15 protein-coding genes are annotated in these 16,121 nt (G+C 70.8%); 11 read left to right on the top strand and 4 right to left on the bottom strand.

All coding sequences use genetic code 11. The annotated features are described in order from the left end of the window. Window positions 1-14: 14 nt before the first annotated feature. The gene (locus tag QSJ59_RS10605; RefSeq protein WP_285759072.1) at window positions 15-1,127 is read right to left on the bottom strand and encodes an SGNH/GDSL hydrolase family protein; all 1,113 of its coding nucleotides are present in this window, start codon (window positions 1,125-1,127) and stop codon (window positions 15-17) included. 348 nt (window positions 1,128-1,475) lie between these two features. On the opposite strand from QSJ59_RS10605, the gene QSJ59_RS10610 reads away from it, so the two are divergent. Next, entirely contained in the window at window positions 1,476-1,787 is a 312-nt protein-coding gene (locus QSJ59_RS10610; RefSeq protein WP_285759073.1) for a winged helix-turn-helix domain-containing protein, read from the top strand. Window positions 1,788-1,864: 77 nt separating this feature from the next. Here QSJ59_RS10610 and QSJ59_RS10615 read toward each other — a convergent pair whose 3' ends face one another. The 3 genes from QSJ59_RS10615 to QSJ59_RS10625 form a co-directional block, all read right to left on the bottom strand. Then, window positions 1,865-2,122, bottom strand: a complete 258-nt coding sequence (locus tag QSJ59_RS10615) for a hypothetical protein (protein ID WP_285759075.1) — start codon at window positions 2,120-2,122, stop codon at window positions 1,865-1,867. A gap of 2 nt (window positions 2,123-2,124) precedes the next feature. Then, complete coding sequence (locus QSJ59_RS10620; RefSeq protein WP_285759077.1) at window positions 2,125-3,471, bottom strand: TRAP transporter large permease subunit; 1,347 nt, start codon at window positions 3,469-3,471, stop codon at window positions 2,125-2,127. Window positions 3,472-3,538: 67 nt separating this feature from the next. Beyond that, entirely contained in the window at window positions 3,539-4,888 is a 1,350-nt protein-coding gene (locus QSJ59_RS10625) for an RraA family protein (RefSeq protein ID WP_285759079.1), read from the bottom strand. A 207-nt stretch (window positions 4,889-5,095) separates the two neighbouring features. Here QSJ59_RS10625 and QSJ59_RS10630 point away from each other — a divergent pair, with 207 nt between their 5' ends. The 10 genes from QSJ59_RS10630 to QSJ59_RS10675 all read left to right on the top strand — a co-directional run bounded on the left by QSJ59_RS10630 (window position 5,096) and on the right by QSJ59_RS10675 (window position 15,997). Then, entirely contained in the window at window positions 5,096-5,854 is a 759-nt protein-coding gene (locus QSJ59_RS10630) for an IclR family transcriptional regulator (RefSeq protein WP_285759081.1), read from the top strand. A 134-nt stretch (window positions 5,855-5,988) separates the two neighbouring features. Continuing rightward, window positions 5,989-7,950, top strand: a complete 1,962-nt coding sequence (locus tag QSJ59_RS10635) for an acetoacetate--CoA ligase (protein ID WP_285759083.1) — start codon at window positions 5,989-5,991, stop codon at window positions 7,948-7,950. Between the two features lie 63 nt (window positions 7,951-8,013). Then, the gene (locus tag QSJ59_RS10640; protein WP_285759085.1) at window positions 8,014-9,327 is read left to right on the top strand and encodes a heparan-alpha-glucosaminide N-acetyltransferase domain-containing protein; all 1,314 of its coding nucleotides are present in this window, start codon (window positions 8,014-8,016) and stop codon (window positions 9,325-9,327) included. Between the two features lie 527 nt (window positions 9,328-9,854). Then, window positions 9,855-10,079: a hypothetical protein gene (locus QSJ59_RS10645; RefSeq protein ID WP_285759087.1), complete on the top strand. Its 225-nt coding sequence runs from the start codon at window positions 9,855-9,857 to the stop codon at window positions 10,077-10,079. 211 nt (window positions 10,080-10,290) lie between these two features. Next, entirely contained in the window at window positions 10,291-13,137 is a 2,847-nt protein-coding gene (locus tag QSJ59_RS10650) for a DUF4040 family protein (protein WP_285759089.1), read from the top strand. Continuing rightward, a complete protein-coding gene (locus tag QSJ59_RS10655) occupies window positions 13,134-13,442 on the top strand; it encodes a sodium:proton antiporter (RefSeq protein ID WP_285759091.1) in 309 nt (102 codons plus the stop codon). The genes QSJ59_RS10650 and QSJ59_RS10655 overlap by 4 nt, the downstream gene beginning before the upstream one ends. Beyond that, the gene (locus QSJ59_RS10660) at window positions 13,439-14,935 is read left to right on the top strand and encodes a monovalent cation/H+ antiporter subunit D family protein (RefSeq protein ID WP_285759093.1); all 1,497 of its coding nucleotides are present in this window, start codon (window positions 13,439-13,441) and stop codon (window positions 14,933-14,935) included. Before QSJ59_RS10655 ends, QSJ59_RS10660 begins: the two co-directional genes overlap by 4 nt. Next, window positions 14,932-15,327: a Na+/H+ antiporter subunit E gene (locus tag QSJ59_RS10665; RefSeq protein ID WP_285759094.1), complete on the top strand. Its 396-nt coding sequence runs from the start codon at window positions 14,932-14,934 to the stop codon at window positions 15,325-15,327. Before QSJ59_RS10660 ends, QSJ59_RS10665 begins: the two co-directional genes overlap by 4 nt. Beyond that, on the top strand, window positions 15,324-15,581 hold the full coding sequence (locus QSJ59_RS10670) for an MrpF/PhaF family protein (RefSeq protein ID WP_285759095.1): 258 nt from the start codon (window positions 15,324-15,326) through the stop codon (window positions 15,579-15,581). The genes QSJ59_RS10665 and QSJ59_RS10670 overlap by 4 nt, the downstream gene beginning before the upstream one ends. After that, entirely contained in the window at window positions 15,578-15,997 is a 420-nt protein-coding gene (locus QSJ59_RS10675) for a cation:proton antiporter (RefSeq protein WP_285759096.1), read from the top strand. Before QSJ59_RS10670 ends, QSJ59_RS10675 begins: the two co-directional genes overlap by 4 nt. The last annotated feature ends 124 nt before the right edge of the window (window positions 15,998-16,121 follow it).

Below are 16,121 nucleotides of genomic sequence, written 5' to 3' on the forward strand. Positions count from 1 at the left end.
GCCGGGGTCCGCTGCTAGCGGGCCTCGGCGGCCAGGACGTCCTGGCTGGCGTTGCGCACGGTTTCGCGGGTCGCGTAGAAGGGGCGGTCGGGCCCCTGGGCCAACTGCGCCCCCACGAGTTCACCGACCGCGCCCTGCCCCTGGGCGTTGGGGTGGAAGGTACTGCGGTCGATGGCGACGCCCCTGCTCAGGTCGCGCAGCAGGACCCCGTTCACCCACGGCTTGTCCGCGCCGATCTCGTGGCCTTCGAGAGCGTCGTAGGCGTCCACGAACTCAACACTTCCCACCTGCCCGGAGTCGGCGATCTCGGCGTCGGCCTCGGCCACCGCCTCGCGCAGCTGCTTGTTGAACCCGAGAATGGTCTTGTTCAGCCAGCGCTGATCGCTGGGGGTCAGCGTGTAGTACATCCCGGTGGGTTCCTGGGGGAAGAGCCGCGGATACCCCACGACGACGATCCGGGCGTCGGGTGCGCGGTCGCGCACCTCCTGCACGACCCCGTCGAACGTCGCCTCGAACGTGCGCATCCGTTTGGCGACGGTGTCCTCCTGGCCGATGCACGCGCCGCTCTCCAGCAGCGGGACCCGCATCATGCAGGTTTTGAGCACCGAGGTGAAGCCCAGGTCGTTGCCGCCGATGCCGACCGTGACCAACGAGGTGTGCGGGGTGACCTCGTCCAACTGGGACTCCGCCGACTCCAGGGACTCCAGCAGCTTGTTGCCGCGTTGGCCGCTGCAGGCCAGAAAGTTGAGACTGCCCGCGAAATCGTAGGACTCGGCGAGTCGTTCGGGGTAGGCGTTGGCCGAGCGCCAGCACCCGCCCTGCACCCCGGTACCGGCGAGGTAGTCCCCCGCGCCGTCGCCCGAGGAGTAGGAGTCCCCCAACGCGTAGTAGTTGCCCCAGGTCGCGGCCTCGACCGGCCCCAGGTGCAGCCGCCAGCCGCCGCCGTCGGCGCGATCCTCGGGGTCGACCGGGACGTTGGCACACCACGTCCGGGTGACATTGCACCACACCTGTTGTACGGCGATCCGACTGGTCGGTACCGCCAGTGTCGCTCCGACGGCCACCACGAGCACCGCGGCGATCGTCCCCAACAGGAGTGTCCGTCTCTTGGCGGCTGGTCTGCGCACGGCCCCGCCAACTCCCCACCACGCTTGTCAACCTGCGATTACCGGCCAAAGAGTACCCGCAGCGCCGGCTCGGGCGCTGACGGGCGGTCCTCACCGCTTCCGAGGTTATCCGCCTCCCACCGGTGGTTGCCGGTGCGGTGCGGGCCCTGGTGGCGGCCCCGGCACGATGTGCCGCGTTGCGGCCATGACCGGATCCCACAAAGATCGGGACCGCTTCTCTGGGGGATCCGGCCTGTCCGCTTCCGGGCCAGGTCGGCAGCATTGGTCCCGTGCCCCTTCGGGAACGGACCGTTGGCCGGGGCCCACGGCGGCAGGAATACCGGCCGCGATGCGAGGACGGTGGGGAAGGTGCGCGAAGAAATGGTGTCGGGTGCTCCGATAGCGGTTTCCTCACCGGGCGGGACCGATGCGTTGACCGGCCGGCTGAAGGGATGGTCGGCCGGCCCCGGAGCCCTCTACCGCAAGCTCGCCGCCGCACTCGCCCGGTTGGTGGAGGAGGGTTCCCTTGCGAAGGGGGAGCGGCTTCCGTCCGAGCGGGTGTTGGCCACGGCGCTCGGGATCAGTCGCACCACCGTCGTCGCCGCCTACAACGAACTGCGTGCCGCCGGGGTCCTGGACGGACGCAAGGGAAGCGGGGCCCGGGTCGACCGCCACCGGTGAGCACCCGCCACCCGGCGTCGGGCAACCTCCCGACGGGGTCCCGTCCCGCGCTACGGCCGGTCAGGACCCCGTCCCGGTCAGTCGGAGTCGTCGGTACCGGCCTGCGCCGGGGCGAGGTAGCCGCCGATGAACCCGAACAGGCCGAACGTGGCCGCGGCCGCGATCGTGGGAACGAAGAACAGCGCCTCGCTGCCCTCGATCCAGGCCGGCCGGGCGGCCAGCACGCCGGCCAACTGCCCCAGGACCAGGAGCGTGCCCAGGATGAAGCAGACGATGAGACTGATCTTGAACAGCAGCCTGACGCCGAGATATGCGCGGTTCGTTGTCTCGTTCATTGTCAGACTCCGAAGATCGGGAGGACGCCCCAGCCGATGAGGCAGCCGATGAGGAAGATGGGGATCATGTAGTAGCCGATGAGCGGCATGAAGGTGCTTTCGGGGCGCGCCCCCGTGAGGCCGGCGGCGACGAAGATCGACCCCGACGCCGGAGGGGAGGCGCCTTCGGTGGAGGCGAACACCAGGATCGCGATGACGGCGAGGAGCGGGTCGACCCCGACCCCGACCAGCGCGAGGAACGAGATCTGGCCGACGGCGGTCAGTGTCGCGGTGGAGGAGAGTGGGCCGGCCACCAGGGTGACCACGAGGCCCACGACCACCACCATGAGGTAGCGGTTGACCGGCAGGCTCGCCAGGACGCCGTTGACGTCGTCGGCAAGGCCCAGGTCTCCCAGGATCTCGCTGGCGGCGATGGCGAAGAACAGCAGCGCGCCGATGGTGGCGAACCTGGGCATGGCCCCGTCCAGCAGCGCCGACCAGCCCCGCAGCGATCCCGGCAGTCGGCGCCGGCCCGCGATCAGCGAGAATCCGATGATCATGATCGGAATCCAGGTCAGCAGTGAGATCGATCCGAGCGCGTCGCCGATCGGGGTGGACTCGGTCAGGAAGTCCGCCAAGGGGCCGACCGTGACGAGGATCGGGATGAGCGCGCCGAGGAAGATGCACAGCGCGCCGCCGCCCTCCCTGAGCGACTGGCGCAGGGGGACGATCTCCTCGTCGGAGGCCTTCGCGATCTTGTCCTTGCGGGTGAAGTAGGTGACCAGCAGGACGCGCAGCACGACCTGGTAGGCGCCGGCGGCCAGCAGCCCCATGTAGACCCCGCCGGTCGAGACGAGACCCCCGGCGAAACCGATCATGATGACCATGGAGGCGCTCGGCGGCAGGGCCGCCCCCATCCCGCCGTTGCCGGCGAGGACGGTCGCCGCCCGGGTCGGGGTCCACCCGGTGCGCACCATCCACGGACCGGTGAAGGAGCCGCTCGACGCGGTGTTGGCGGAGTTGGACCCGGACAGGGAGCCGAAGACGGCCGATCCAGCGGTGTCGATGTAGGCGGGGCCGCCCCGGATACGCCCGAACATCGAGTTCAGGATCGCCAGGATCTTCTGGATCAGACCCGTGACGTCGATCAGGTAGGCCATGAAGACGAAGGCCAGGGCGGCGTAGAGGACGTCGTGGGTGAGGGCGTCGGTGAGTCCCCGGAGCAGGTACTGCGGTGCCTGGGCGCCGGCGAACAGGGAGGTGACGATCAGGCCGAGGAGCATCGCCTCGCCCATGTTGCGTTTGATCACCACGTTCCACACGATGATCACGGTGATGAACGCGAGTAGGGCTATCAGTCCGGTGGGCATTGGTCGGCCTTCACGTCAGGGGTCTCGATAATCGGGGAACGGGCCGTGGAAACGGTTCCGGAGCAGGTCATCGGCGTTCTGCCAGGATCGCGGTCTTGCGCTGCCGCTCGTCGGCGACGACCGCGCGGGCCGCCCGCAGGGTCTGCTCGGCCTGGAGGAGCGGGACGATGATGACGCCGTCGCCGTCGGCGACGACGATGTCCCCGGTGGCGCAGACGGTGTTGCCCACCGCGATGGGTGCGCCGATGCGGCCGGGGCCGGTCTTGTACGGGCCGGCGGGCGAGACGCCGGCGGCCCATACCGGGAAGCCGGCCGCGCGCAGCTCCTCCGCGTCGCGCACCGCGCCGTCGATCACCATCGCCGCGATGCCCTTGTTGATGGCGCGCTCGGCGATCAACTCGCCGATGAGGGCGCGTGAGGTGTCGCCGCCGCCGTTGACGACGATGACGTCGCCCTTGCCCGCGACCTTCAGCGCGTCGTGGATCGCCAGGTTGTCACCGGGACGGGTCAGGACGGTCAGGGCCCGCCCGGAGACGTGCGGCCCCGGCCACACGCTGCGCACCCGGCTGTCGACGAACCCCAGCCGATCGAGGCCGTCGCCGATGGCGGCGGTCGGGACGTCGGCGAACGCCTCGGCCAGGGACGCCCCGTCGCCCGCGGCCTTGCGGGCCAGCGCGAGGTGGCGTTCGGCGGCGGCGCTGCTGACCGGTGTCTCCACGCCGAGGCCGGTGAGGAGGTCGATGCTGGCCCGGAGTTCGTGCGCCCGGCGCAACGCGTGCAGGCGGGTCCCGTTGTCCAGCCGGTCCAGGGCGGCTTCGCCGTCGGTGATCGCCTCCGCGATCTGGGCGCGCATCCACTCCGTCTCGCCCGCCGCGGCGCCCGCGTCCATGCCCTCGGTGATCAGTGCGCCGAGGCCCTTCATGAAGACGCTGCGCAGTAGTTTGCGCCTGGAGGCGTCCCCGACCGCGCCGCCGATGGCCGTCGCGTCCGAGCCGACCGGGGCGAGGAGCGCGGCGGCCCGTTCGGAGCCCGGCCCCGACAGCAGCACGGTGACCGCCGCCCCGTACTTGACCACCGAGCCGATGATCGCGCCGTCCACGGTCTGGCCGGTGCCGCCCAGCTCCGCGGCGACCAGGGCCTTCAGTTCCGGGGAGCCGGCGTTGAGGTCGATGTAGACCGCTTCGGCGCTCAGGGCGGGGGCGGCGTCCCGGGCGGCGGACACGGCGTGGGCGGCCGTGGTCAGTGCGAGGACCAGGTCGGCCCCGTCGACGGCGTCCGCCGTCGAGGTGGTGCGCTCCACTCCTTCGGGGGTCGGTGCGCCCCCCGGGTCGAAGCCGGCGACCGTGCACCCGGCGCGGGCGAACGCCGCCGCGTAGGTGGCGCCGGCCTCGCCGAGTCCCAGTACCGCAACCTTCATCGCACATCCTCGCTATCATTGAGTGATAGTTAATCTTGCCAGTTGATAGCGAGTGTGACCTGCGTCGCTTGGGCTGTCAACCGGCCTTCAACGCCTTCGATACGTTGTTGACGTACTGGTGATGGCGGGAAGCCCACCGCGGCAGGCCCAGCCGACGCGGACGGCCTCCGCGCGGCGCCGAAAAAAACAGACGGGAGCGGGTTCTACGTGAGTACAGCGACCGGTGGGTCGAACCAGGGCCGCACGATCGAGCGCGCACTGGACGTCCTGGAGTCCCTGGAACGCGCCCGCGGCCCGCTCCGGCTCAGCGAGATCGCCAGGAGCGTCGACCTGCATCTGGCCACCACCCAGCGGACGGTCAACCTGCTGGTGCGCCGCGGATACATCCAGCAGGACCGCCACGGCTACTCCCTGGGACCGGTCGCCCTCTCCCTCGCCCACGCGTTCGTCCTCAACGACAGGCTGAGCACCGTCGCCACCCCCATCCTCGGCGAACTGTCGGCCACGACCGGACTCACCTCCTCGATCTTCGTCCGCTCCGGCGACGAGCGGATCCTCGTCGCCCGCGTCGACGGCGCCAACCCCCTGCGCTACCAGTTCCCCATCGGGCGCCGCGTCCCGCTGAACCTCGGCGGGGGCAAGGTCCTGCTCGCCGACCTCGACGCCGCCGACCTGGACGCCTTCAACGAACGCGTCGGTCCCGCACGACTGGCCTCCGGTGCGCTCCAGGACTCCGCCGACCTCGCGGCCCAACTCGCGACGGTGCGCCGCAACGGCTTCCACCTCGCCCAGTCCGAGCGCGAACTCGGCGCCTTGAGCCTCACCCGGGCCATCCACACCGAGAGCCGCGAGGCGATCGGCGCCGTCAACCTGGTCACCACCACCGAGCACACCACCCCCGACGCCCTCGTCGCGCTCCTGCCCGAACTCGCCCGCGCCTGCGCGGCCATCGCCGAACGCGTCTGAGGAGGGCCGCACCGCCCCGACCCGGCGCCCCGGTGCATGTCGCCCTTGCTGTTAGATGGCAGCATCCGTAGCCGGGGGCGCGCCGACCTCAGGTCGGCCCGGTAGCGCCCCGACACGACGTGGAAGGCGCGAGAATGTCCCAACGCCCGCAGCCCCCCGTGCTCTGGGAGCCCGACGCCGCCCAGATCGAGCGCGCCAACATCACCGCGTTCGCCCGTTGGGCCGCTCGCAACCGGGGGGTGGAGGCAGCCGACTACGACGCCCTGTGGCGCTGGTCGGTCACCGACCTGGACGGTTTCTGGTCGGGGATCTGGGACTACTTCGGTGTCCGCGGCGCCACCCCCTACGAACAGGTCCTGGCGGCCGAGACGATGCCGGGGGCGGTGTGGTTCCCCGGCGCCACCCTCAACTTCGCCCAGCACGTCTTCCGCGACCGCGACCCCGCGACCGTGGCCATCCGCCACTCCTCGGAACTGCGGGTCCTGGGGGAGTGGACCTGGGGCGAACTGCGACGGCGCACCGCCGCGATCGCCGCCGGCCTGCGCCGGCTCGGGGTGGGGCCCGGCGACCGCGTCGTCGCCTACCTGCCCAACATCGCCGAGGCGGTCGCGGCCTTCTACGCCTGCGCCGCGATCGGCGCCGTGTGGTCCTCCTGCTCCCCGGACTTCGGCGTGCGCAGCGTCACCGACCGCTTCGCCCAGATCGAACCCAAGGTGCTCCTCGCGGTGGACGGCTACCGCTACGGCGGCAAGGACTTCGACCGCAGGGACGTGCTGTCGGCGCTGCGCACCGGGCTGCCCACCCTGGAACACACCATCGTGCTGTCCTACCTCGACGACGACCCGGTCGAGGGCGCGCTGGACTGGGCGGAGTTCGAGGCCGCCGGGGAGGGCGCCGAACTGACCTTCGAGCAGCTGCCCTTCGACCACCCGCTCTGGGTGCTCTACTCCTCGGGCACCACCGGCCTGCCCAAGGCCATCGTGCACGGGCACGGCGGCACCCTGCTGGAGCAGCTCAAGAACCTCAACCTCCACCTGGACGCCCACGCCGACGACCGCGTCTTCTGGTTCACCACAACCGGCTGGATGATGTGGAACTTCCTGGTCAGCGTGCTGCTGACCGACGCCTCCATCGTCCTTTTCGACGGCAGCCCCGGCCACCCCGACCTGGGGGCACTGTGGGACCTCGCGGAGCGCACGGGGACCACCGTCTTCGGAACCAGCGCCGGCTACCTGGCCACCTGCATGAAGGAGGACGTCCACCCCGCCCGGGGACGCGACCTCTCCGCCCTGCGCGCCATCGGCTCGACCGGCTCCCCGCTGTCACCGGAGGGCTTCGCCTGGTGCTACCGCGAGTTCGGCGCCGGGCTGTGGCTGTTCTCCACCAGCGGTGGAACCGACGTGTGCAGCTGCCTGGTCGGCGGGGTGCCCACCCTGCCCGTCTTCGAGGGGGAGATCCAGGCCCGCTCCCTGGGGATGGCCGTGGCCGCGTGGGACCCCGACGGCAACGAGGTGCGCGGTGAAGTGGGGGAGCTCGTGGTCACCCGGCCGGCCCCCTCCATGCCGATCTACTTCTGGGGCGACCCCGACGGCGAGCGCCTGCGCGACAGCTACTTCTCGACCTACCCCGGTGTCTGGCGCCACGGCGACTGGATCGAGATCACCGAGCGCGGCACCGCCGTCATCTACGGGCGCTCCGACTCCACCATCAACCGCGGCGGCGTGCGCATGGGGACCAGCGAGATCTACCGCACGGTCCTGGCCATCGAGGAGATCACCGACGCCCTCGTCGTGGACGTGCCCCAGCACGACGGCGGGTCGCGCATCGAACTGTTCGTGGTGCTGCGCGCAGCCGCCTCCCTCGACGACGAACTGGTCAAACGGATCGCGCGCGGCATCCGCGCCGACTGCTCCCCGCGCCACGTCCCCGACGCCGTGCGGGTCATCGACGCGGTGCCGCGCACCCTCTCGGGCAAGGTCCTGGAGGTCCCGGTCAAGCGGATCCTCATGGGCGAGGCGCCCGAACGGGTCGCCAGCAGGGACTCCCTGGCCAACCCCGAGGCGCTGGACTACTTCGCCGGCCTCGCGAAGGACTAGCGGGCCCGCCCCGATCCGGGGGTTTTAGGGCGTACCGACACAACACGCCTTAACCTGGACGGCGTGTCGTACGCAACGCCCGGGACGGGCTTCCCACAGGCGGCCCCGCCGAGGGCCGATCGGATCACCGGGGTCGACCTGGCCAGGGCCCTGGCGGTGTTCGGCATGTTCACCGTGCACCTGGGGGTCGGGGCGATCGGCCTGCTCGGCGGCGAGGCCGCCGAGACCTTCCACGCCCTGACCCGGGGGCGCTCCTCGGCGCTGTTCGCGCTCCTGGCGGGGGTGTCGCTGGCGCTGCTGTCGGGCAGGACCGTCCCCCTGCCGACGCCTGAGCGCCGCCGCGCCGGCACCAAGATCCTGGTGCGGGTGGTCGCGCTGGCGCTGATCGGCGCGATCGTGGACCTGCTGGGCGCGCCGATCGCGATCATCCTGGTCTACTACGCCGGGTTCTTCCTGCTGGCGCTGCCGCTGCTGCGCCTGCGCGCGCCCGCGCTCGGGGTGATCGCGGCGGCCGTCGCGGTGCTCGGGCCCCTGCTGTCCTTCGTGCTGCGGACCCTGCTGGGCGACCCGGGGACCCCCACGGGCTCCATCGACGGATTCACCGCCTTCTTCCTGTCCGGGTACTACCCCGCGTTCAGTTTCATGGCCTTCGTCGTGGCCGGGATGGCGGTGGGCCGCCTCGACCTGCGCTCCGGCGCGGTGCGGGCCGGGCTCGCCGGGGGCGGCGCCTTCCTGGCGCTGCTGGGGTACGGGGGGTCGTGGCTGTTGTTGAACCCGCTGGGCGGGATCGACCGCATCACCGAGGCGACCGCCGCGCAGGTCTACGGCACTCCCGCCCAGGGCGCCCTCGACGCCGAGACCCTTTCCCTGCTGCGCGACTACACCGTCTCCCAGATCGACTCGTTGCACGGAAACGTGCCCACCGACACCCCCTACTGGCTGCTGGTGGCCTCCCCGCACAGCGGCACCGGGTTCGAGATCGCGGGCGCGGTGGGCACGGGGCTGATGGTGCTCGCGCTGTGCCTGGTGCTGGGGGACCTGCTGGGCCGGGCCCTCTTCCCGCTGGCGGCGGCGGGCTCGATGGCGCTGACCGTCTACGTGGGCCACATCGTGGTGATCGCCGGGCTCGGCGGTTCCGCGCAGGACCTCGCCCCCTTCCGCCTGGAGTCGTTCGTCCTCGGGGCCCTGCTGTTCGCGACGCTGTGGCGTCTGCTGCTGGGCCGGGGGCCGTTGGAACGCCTCCTGGGCTGGACGGCCGACGCCGTGGTCGCGCGCGCCCTTCCCCCGCAGCCCGTTCCCTCCCCGCCGCGCGTCGCCCCCTGCCCCGACCCCGCCCCCGAACAGGTCTGCACCCCAAGGGAGGGCCCGCCCGCCTGACGGGCCGGGCCGGAGCGCGGCGAAGAGACGAGGAGCGCACCCTGTCCGGTTTGCCGGTTTCTCGGGAAGTGAATGAAAAGGCGGTTACCCGCTGGTAGAGTCCCAGGTCAGTAAGTGTGCTCCCCGCGTACGCGGGGATGGTCCCGAAGGCGGCCGGGGGCCGATCTCCTAGGGTGGGTGCTCCCCGCGCACGCGGGGATGGACCGGCGTTATCGGTGAGCCAGGGGCCTTCCCCGGTCGTGAGCCCCACGCGCGGGGTCGACCGAGGGTGAGGCCGACGCCATCGCGGTGATGCGGGTGAGCCCCTCGCGGAGGGCAAAGCCTCCGTCGCTCCTGGATTGACAGGAGTCGGAGTGGCGGGGATCACACGAATAGTTCTTGCGGTGGCGGGTGGTTTGCGGCCTAACCTTGGTTTTCTCGGGACAACCGCAGGTTTTCCCGCTTTCGATTCGAGGCTGAGTCCACTCGCCCCGAACTGCTCGGGTCCGGATGTCGTCGGTGCGCAGGATAGGGGGCTTCGCGAAACCGTGAGTGCCTTCGCCCCCGCCAATAAGGCGATTCCCGCGCCGATCGGCCCGGCCCGCCCCGCTGCACGCGATGCGGTTGCCGCCGCCCACCGGCGCGCCTGGTTCACCGAACGGCACAAGCTGCCCGTCGGCAACCCCCGCCCGCACGGCACCAACGGCTACACCACCTCGTGGGGCACCAACGCCCACGGTGAGTTGAGCGCGTGCCCGCCGGGACCCGCCTGACCTCTTCACGCGTTTTCAGCTGACCGTGGTCTCCGCGCCGCCTTGATACGTCCTGCCCTCCGGCCGGTCGTGGTCGAGGCGTGCCGGTGGCGCCGCGTCGCTTCTTCCTGACCTCTTGCCGCCTCACGCCCGTGCCCTTCGAGCGCGGGTGGTCGAGGTGCTGCGCCGTGCGCCCCTGAGGCCACGGCCCATGTCGTGAAAGGACAGTGGCATGGTGCTGCCGCTGGTCATTGCCGTGCTCGCCGTGGCGGCGTCGAGCACGCCTTTGCTGGACCGGGTTCTCGGACGCGCTGCGGGATGGCCCCTGGCCGCGGTGTTCGCGGTCCTGTTCGGAGTGGTCGCCGCCCAGGCACCGCTCGTCCTGGCGGGTGGGGTGGTCGAGTTCTCCCGGCCCTGGATGCCTGCGATCGGCGTCGGCTTCCACCTGGTCCTGGACGCCACCGCCTGGCTGTTCTGCATGCTGGTGCTGGGGGTCGGCGCGCTGGTCATGGCCTACTCGGCCCGCTACTTCCCGTCCGGGAGCCGCACCGGTTTCTACCTGCTGATGACGGCGTTCGCCGCGGCGATGCTGGGGCTGGTGCTGGCCGACGACGTGGTGCTGCTCTTCGTGTTCTGGGAGCTGACCACCATCTGCTCCTTCTACCTGATCGGTCTCTCCGGGCCGGCCGCGCACCGGCCGGCCGTGCGCACGTTCCTGCTCACCGCCCTTGGCGGCCTGGCGCTGCTGACGGCTGCGGTCCTGCTGATGGTGCGCACCGGCACCAGCCGCGTGAGCACGATCCTCACCGACACCACCTGGACGACCGATCCCGTGTTCACCTCGGTGGTGGCGCTCCTGCTGGTCGTGGCGGTGTTCACCAAGTCGGCGCAGTTCCCCTTCCACTACTGGCTCCCCGACGCGATGGCCGCCAGCACCCCCGTCAGCGCCTACCTGCACGCCGCGGCCATGGTCAAGGCCGGGATCTACGTGCTGATGCGCTTCTCCCCGGCGTTCGGCTCCGTTCCGGTGTGGAACGCCATGCTCATCGGTTTCGGTCTCCTGACGGCGGTGATCGGGGCACTGTTCGCGTTGAGGCGCCACGACCTCAAGGAACTGCTGGCCTACTCCACCGTCAGCCAACTGGGATTCCTCGTCGCGGTCATCGGCGTGGGAACCCCGGCCGCGCTGGCCGCAGCCGCGGTGCACACCCTGGCCCACGCGCTGTTCAAGGCGGCGCTGTTCATGCTCGTGGGCGTCATCGACACCCACAACGGCACCCGTGACATCCGTGAACTGCGCGGTCTGCGCGGCCGTATGCCGGTCACCGCCGCCCTGACGGTCCTGGCCGCGGCGTCGATGGCGGGCATCCCGCCGCTCCTCGGGTTCGTCAGCAAGGAGAGCGTCTTCGCGGCCCTGTTGGATGCACCGGGCGCAGCCTGGACGGGTGTCGCGGCCGCGGCGGTCGCCGTCGCGGCGGCCGGACTCACCGTCGCCTACGCCGTTCGCATCGTGCTCGGCGCGTTCGGCGGCCCCACGGGGCAGGGGCCGCGCGAGGAGCCGTCGGCGGCGTTCTTGTCCGCCCCCGCTCTCGCGGCCCTGGGCGGTCTCGGGTTGGGGTTGGCGGCGCCGTTGCTCAGCCCTGTCGTCGACCGTGTCGCGGAGGACTCCACGCACCGGCGGGTCGCGAGCGACCTCGCGTTGTGGCACGGGTTCACCCCCGAACTGCTCATGTCCGCACTCGCCGTCTCCATCGGCGCATTCCTCGCCTGGCGCGGCGCCCACGTGCACCGCCTTCTCTCCCGTCGTCCGCTTCCAGTCGCAGGCATCACCGTCTTCGAGGCGCTGCACCGGGGAGTCATCGCGTCCGGGGTGCGGGTGGGGGCGATCACCCGCACCGATTCCCCGGGGGCCCACCTCGCGGTCCCGCTGGTGGTGGTCGGCGTGCTCGCCGCAGCCGTGCTCTCCTCGGCGCCGGTGCTCCCGCCGCTGCCCTCGGCGGCCACCCGCCCCCTGGACTGGCTGCTGGTCGCCCTCACGGTGGTCTCCGTCGCCGGGGCCGTGACCAGAGCCTCACGGCTGGCCGCGCTGGTACTGGTCGGGGCGGCCGGCTTCACCGTCGCCCTGTGGTTCTTCTTCCTCGGGGCCTTCGACGTCGCGCTGACCCAACTGCTCGTGGAAGTCCTCACGGTGGTCGTGGCCGTTCTCGTCCTGCGGCGCCTGCCCCGCCGCTTCCACCCGGTGAGCCGCGGCCGCAAGGGCATCGCCGCGCTGATCGCGCTGGTCGCGGGTGTCAGTGCCGCACTGGCCGCCTACGCCCTCACCGGGCGCCGCGACATCTCCACCGCGGCCCAGTACTTCCTGGACGAGGCCGAGAACGAGACCGGCGGCACCAACGTCGTCAACACGATCCTGGTCGACTTTCGAGCGCTGGACACACTCGGGGAGCTCACCGTCCTGGGGGTGGCCGGGCTCGTGATCATCTCTGTTCTGAACTCCAGCGGTCTCACCCCCGGACGCCTGCCGTCCACGGTCCGCTCCTTCACCGGTACCGCGGTCCACCCCGCCGGGGACAACTCGCTGCTCGTGCGCACCGTGGGCCGCCTGCTCATCCCGCTTCTCGTGATCTGGTCGGTCTACCTGCTGCTTCGGGGACACAACGAACCGGGCGGCGGGTTCATCTCCGCGCTGGTGGGCGGTTCCGGGTTCGCGCTGGCCTACCTGATGGCTCCCGACGCGGCGCGCGCCCCCGTCAGATGGCCCTATCCGCTGCTCATCGCTGTCGGAATCCTCATCGCCGTTGCCACCGGCTTCGCCGGCTACGCCGACGGATCGTTCCTGCGTCCCCTGCACGCCGACATCTGGCTGCCCGGCGGCGGCTTCCACTTCACCACCGCCCTGGTCTTCGACGTCGGCGTCTACCTCGCCGTGGTCGGTGTGCTGCTCACCGCGCTCAACCGCCTGGGGACCGAGGACGACATCGTTCCCGGTCCGCAAGCCGACCTCCTGCCGTCAGCCCCGTCTCAAGCCGCGTCCGAAACCGCGGCCCCCACCGACCCGGTAACCGGAGGAACCCGATGACACTCGCCATCTGCATTGGCGTACTCGTGGCCGGCGGCGTCTACCTCATGCTGCAACGCGGCATGGTGCGCATCGTCCTGGGCTTCGTGCTCCTCGGGCACGCCGTGAACCTGCTGCTGATGGCGGCCGGCGGCACGGCCCGCCGCGACCAGCCCCTCATGGACCTGGTCAGCCCCCGGACCGCCGCCGATCCACTGCCCCAGGCGTTCGTGCTCACCGCGATCGTCATCGCCTTCGCCATCACCGTCTACATGCTCACCCTCGCCGCCACCGGTGGCGGCGACGACACCGAGGACGCGTCATGACCGCCGCGCTACTGCCCCTGATCGCGGCCGGGCCCCTGCTGGTGGCCGCACTCCTGGTCCTGGTGCGCCCACCGATCGTGCGCCGTGTCCTGCTGTTGGCCACCAGCGCCGCCGCCCTCACCGCAGGAATCCTGCTCATCCGGACCACCCGGGACGGCTCGATCCTGTCCCACAACGTGGGGGCGTGGCCCAACGGCATCGCCATCCCTTTCGTGGCGGACACCCTCAGCGCGCTGATGATCACCACCACGGCGCTGTTGACCCTGGTGTGCTCGGCCTACGCAGCGGCGACGGCCGAGGACGAGGCACGCTACTTCGCTCCGCTGGTCCTCGTGCTCTCCGCGGGTGTCTACGGCGCGCTGCTCACCGGAGACCTGTTCAACCTGTTCGTGTTCATCGAGGTCATGCTTCTGCCCTCCTACGGACTGCTGGCCATGGCCGGAGCCCTCACCCGTCTGCGCGCAGGCCGCCTCTACGTCACCGTCAACCTCCTCACCTCGACGATCTTCCTGGCCGGCGTCGCGTTGGTCTACGGAGTCACGGGCACGGTCAACCTCGGGGAACTCGCCGGCGCGGCCAAGGACTCCCCGCTGGTCGCCGCGGCGGTCGGCACGGTCCTGGTCGCACTGTCGGTCAAAGCCGCTGTGGTCCCGGTGCACGGGTGGCTGACCCGCACCTATCCCTCTGCCTCCCCGGCGGTGACCGCGCTGTTCTCCGGTCTGCACACCAAGGTCGCCATCTACGCGATCTACCGCCTCTACGCCCTGCTCTTCGACGGCGACGCCACCTACCTGTGGATCGGTGTGGCCGTGGTCTCGGCCACCATGCTCATCGGCGTGCTCGGAGCGGTGGGGGAGGACACCACGCGCTCGATCCTGGTCTTCCACATGATCAGCCAGATCGGCTACATCCTGCTCGGCGCAGCCCTGTTCACCACGCTCGGCCTCACCGCCGGCATCTTCTACCTGATCCACCACATGATCGTCAAAGCATCGCTGTTCCTGTCCACCGGCGCCATCGAACACACCTACGGCTCCAACCGCCTCGACCGCCTCGGAGACATCGCCCGTCGAGAACCCCTGCTGGCACTGGTGTTCATGGGAGCGGCCCTGTCCCTGGCCGGCCTTCCCCCGTTCTCCGGGTTCGTCGCCAAACTCACCCTGGTCACCGCCGCCGTCGACGACGGCCAGTGGATCGCCGTCGCCGTTGCCGTGGCCGTCAGCCTCATCACCCTGATGTCGATGCTCAAGATCTGGGGCGGCGCGTTCTGGGGACCACCGCCCGAAGAACCTCCCGAGAAACATGGCGATTCGCCGGTGACCATCGCCACCGGTGTCCGCGTGCGTCCGGTGGTGCTGGCGCCCGCCCTGGTGCTGACCGCAACCACTCTGGGGCTGGGCCTGGGGGCCCAGGTCCTCCTGGAACTCAGCGCTCAGGCAGCCGCCGGACTCCTCGACACCACCGGCTACGTCCAGGCGGTGATCGGCCGATGACCCCCCACCTGCGCTGGGCGGCACGCCTGCTGTTCTTCCCCTGCTACTACGCCCTCGAAGTACTCAAGTCCAGTGCCACGGTCGCCTTCGACATCCTCACCCCCGGAAGCCGGATGGCCGCCGGATTCGTCGAACTGCCGCTGCGCTGCACCACCGACCTGGAGATCACCCTGATCGCCAACCTCATCTCCCTGACCCCTGGGACCGTCACCGTGGCCGTGCGCGCCGAACCCGCCACCCTGTGGGTGCACGGCATGTACGCCCCCGACCCCGACACCTTGCGCGCCGAACTGCGAGCGATGGAGACCCGACTGCTCAGCGCCATACGGCCCAGCGGCGAAGCGGGCTCCGTCCCGGCGGACGGCCACGGCGAAAGCGGGGCCCGGCCATGATCCTCATCAACATCGCCCTGGCCGCGGTGGTCCTGGCGATGGTCGCCGCCCTCTACCGCATCGCCAAGGGCCCCTCCGATGCCGACCGCGGAGCAGGCGCGGACCTGGTGTTCTTCGGGTTCGTGGCCGTGGTGGCCCTGATCGGCGTGCGCCTGGACACCGACCTCGTCATCGACATCGCACTCGCCTGCGCCCTGGTCGGGTTCCTCGCCGCGTTGTCCACCGCCCGCCTGATCACCGGAGGCAAACGATGACCGTGCTCTTCGCCCACCTGGGGACCGGACTCATCACGATCGGCGCCGCCGCGTTCGTCATCGGCGGTCTGGGATTGTTGCGACTTCCCGACTTCTACGCGCGCCTGAGTGCGGTGACCATCGCCGGGGGGACCGGCACCTGCCTGGTACTCGTCGGCCTCCTGCTGCACTACCCGGGCCCCGCCAACGCGCTGAAGATCACCCTGGCGGTCCTCATCCAGCTCGCCACCGCGGCTGTCGGCGGAAACGCGATGGCCAGAGCCGGATACCTCACCAGGACACCGCAGAGCACCGCCACCAAATTCGACGAATTGGCCGCCGGTACGACACGACAGACCCCGCCCCGCCACGATCCCGCCTGCGAGCCGCGCGACCCACTGCCCCCCGCGGCCGACCCCCGCAGCACTCCCGGCTGACACTTCCCCGAAAAACCGGACCTCCCCCGTCATGGAGAACCGCTTCGCGCCCGAACAGCCGCCGATTTCTATCCGCGGTCTTTTCCGCCCGACCGCACCCCCGCTGTTCCCACATCCCAGAAGC

The sequence above is a fragment of the Nocardiopsis ansamitocini genome (assembly GCF_030268225.1).
Lineage (GTDB): Bacteria > Actinomycetota > Actinomycetes > Streptosporangiales > Streptosporangiaceae > Nocardiopsis_D > Nocardiopsis_D ansamitocini.

Bases quoted from the DNA above. Each gene is read 5' to 3' on its own strand.
- QSJ59_RS10615 (WP_285759075.1), bottom strand. From the start codon at position 2,122: ATGAACGAGACAACGAACCGCGCATATCTCGGCGTCAGGCTGCTGTTC.
- QSJ59_RS10620 (WP_285759077.1), bottom strand. From the start codon at position 3,471: ATGCCCACCGGACTGATAGCCCTACTCGCGTTCATCACCGTGATCATC.
- QSJ59_RS10625 (WP_285759079.1), bottom strand. From the start codon at position 4,888: ATGAAGGTTGCGGTACTGGGACTCGGCGAGGCCGGCGCCACCTACGCG.
- QSJ59_RS10635 (WP_285759083.1), top strand. From the start codon at position 5,989: ATGTCCCAACGCCCGCAGCCCCCCGTGCTCTGGGAGCCCGACGCCGCC.
- QSJ59_RS10650 (WP_285759089.1), top strand. From the start codon at position 10,291: ATGGTGCTGCCGCTGGTCATTGCCGTGCTCGCCGTGGCGGCGTCGAGC.
- QSJ59_RS10655 (WP_285759091.1), top strand. From the start codon at position 13,134: ATGACACTCGCCATCTGCATTGGCGTACTCGTGGCCGGCGGCGTCTAC.
- QSJ59_RS10660 (WP_285759093.1), top strand. From the start codon at position 13,439: ATGACCGCCGCGCTACTGCCCCTGATCGCGGCCGGGCCCCTGCTGGTG.
- QSJ59_RS10665 (WP_285759094.1), top strand. From the start codon at position 14,932: ATGACCCCCCACCTGCGCTGGGCGGCACGCCTGCTGTTCTTCCCCTGC.
- QSJ59_RS10670 (WP_285759095.1), top strand. From the start codon at position 15,324: ATGATCCTCATCAACATCGCCCTGGCCGCGGTGGTCCTGGCGATGGTC.
- QSJ59_RS10675 (WP_285759096.1), top strand. From the start codon at position 15,578: ATGACCGTGCTCTTCGCCCACCTGGGGACCGGACTCATCACGATCGGC.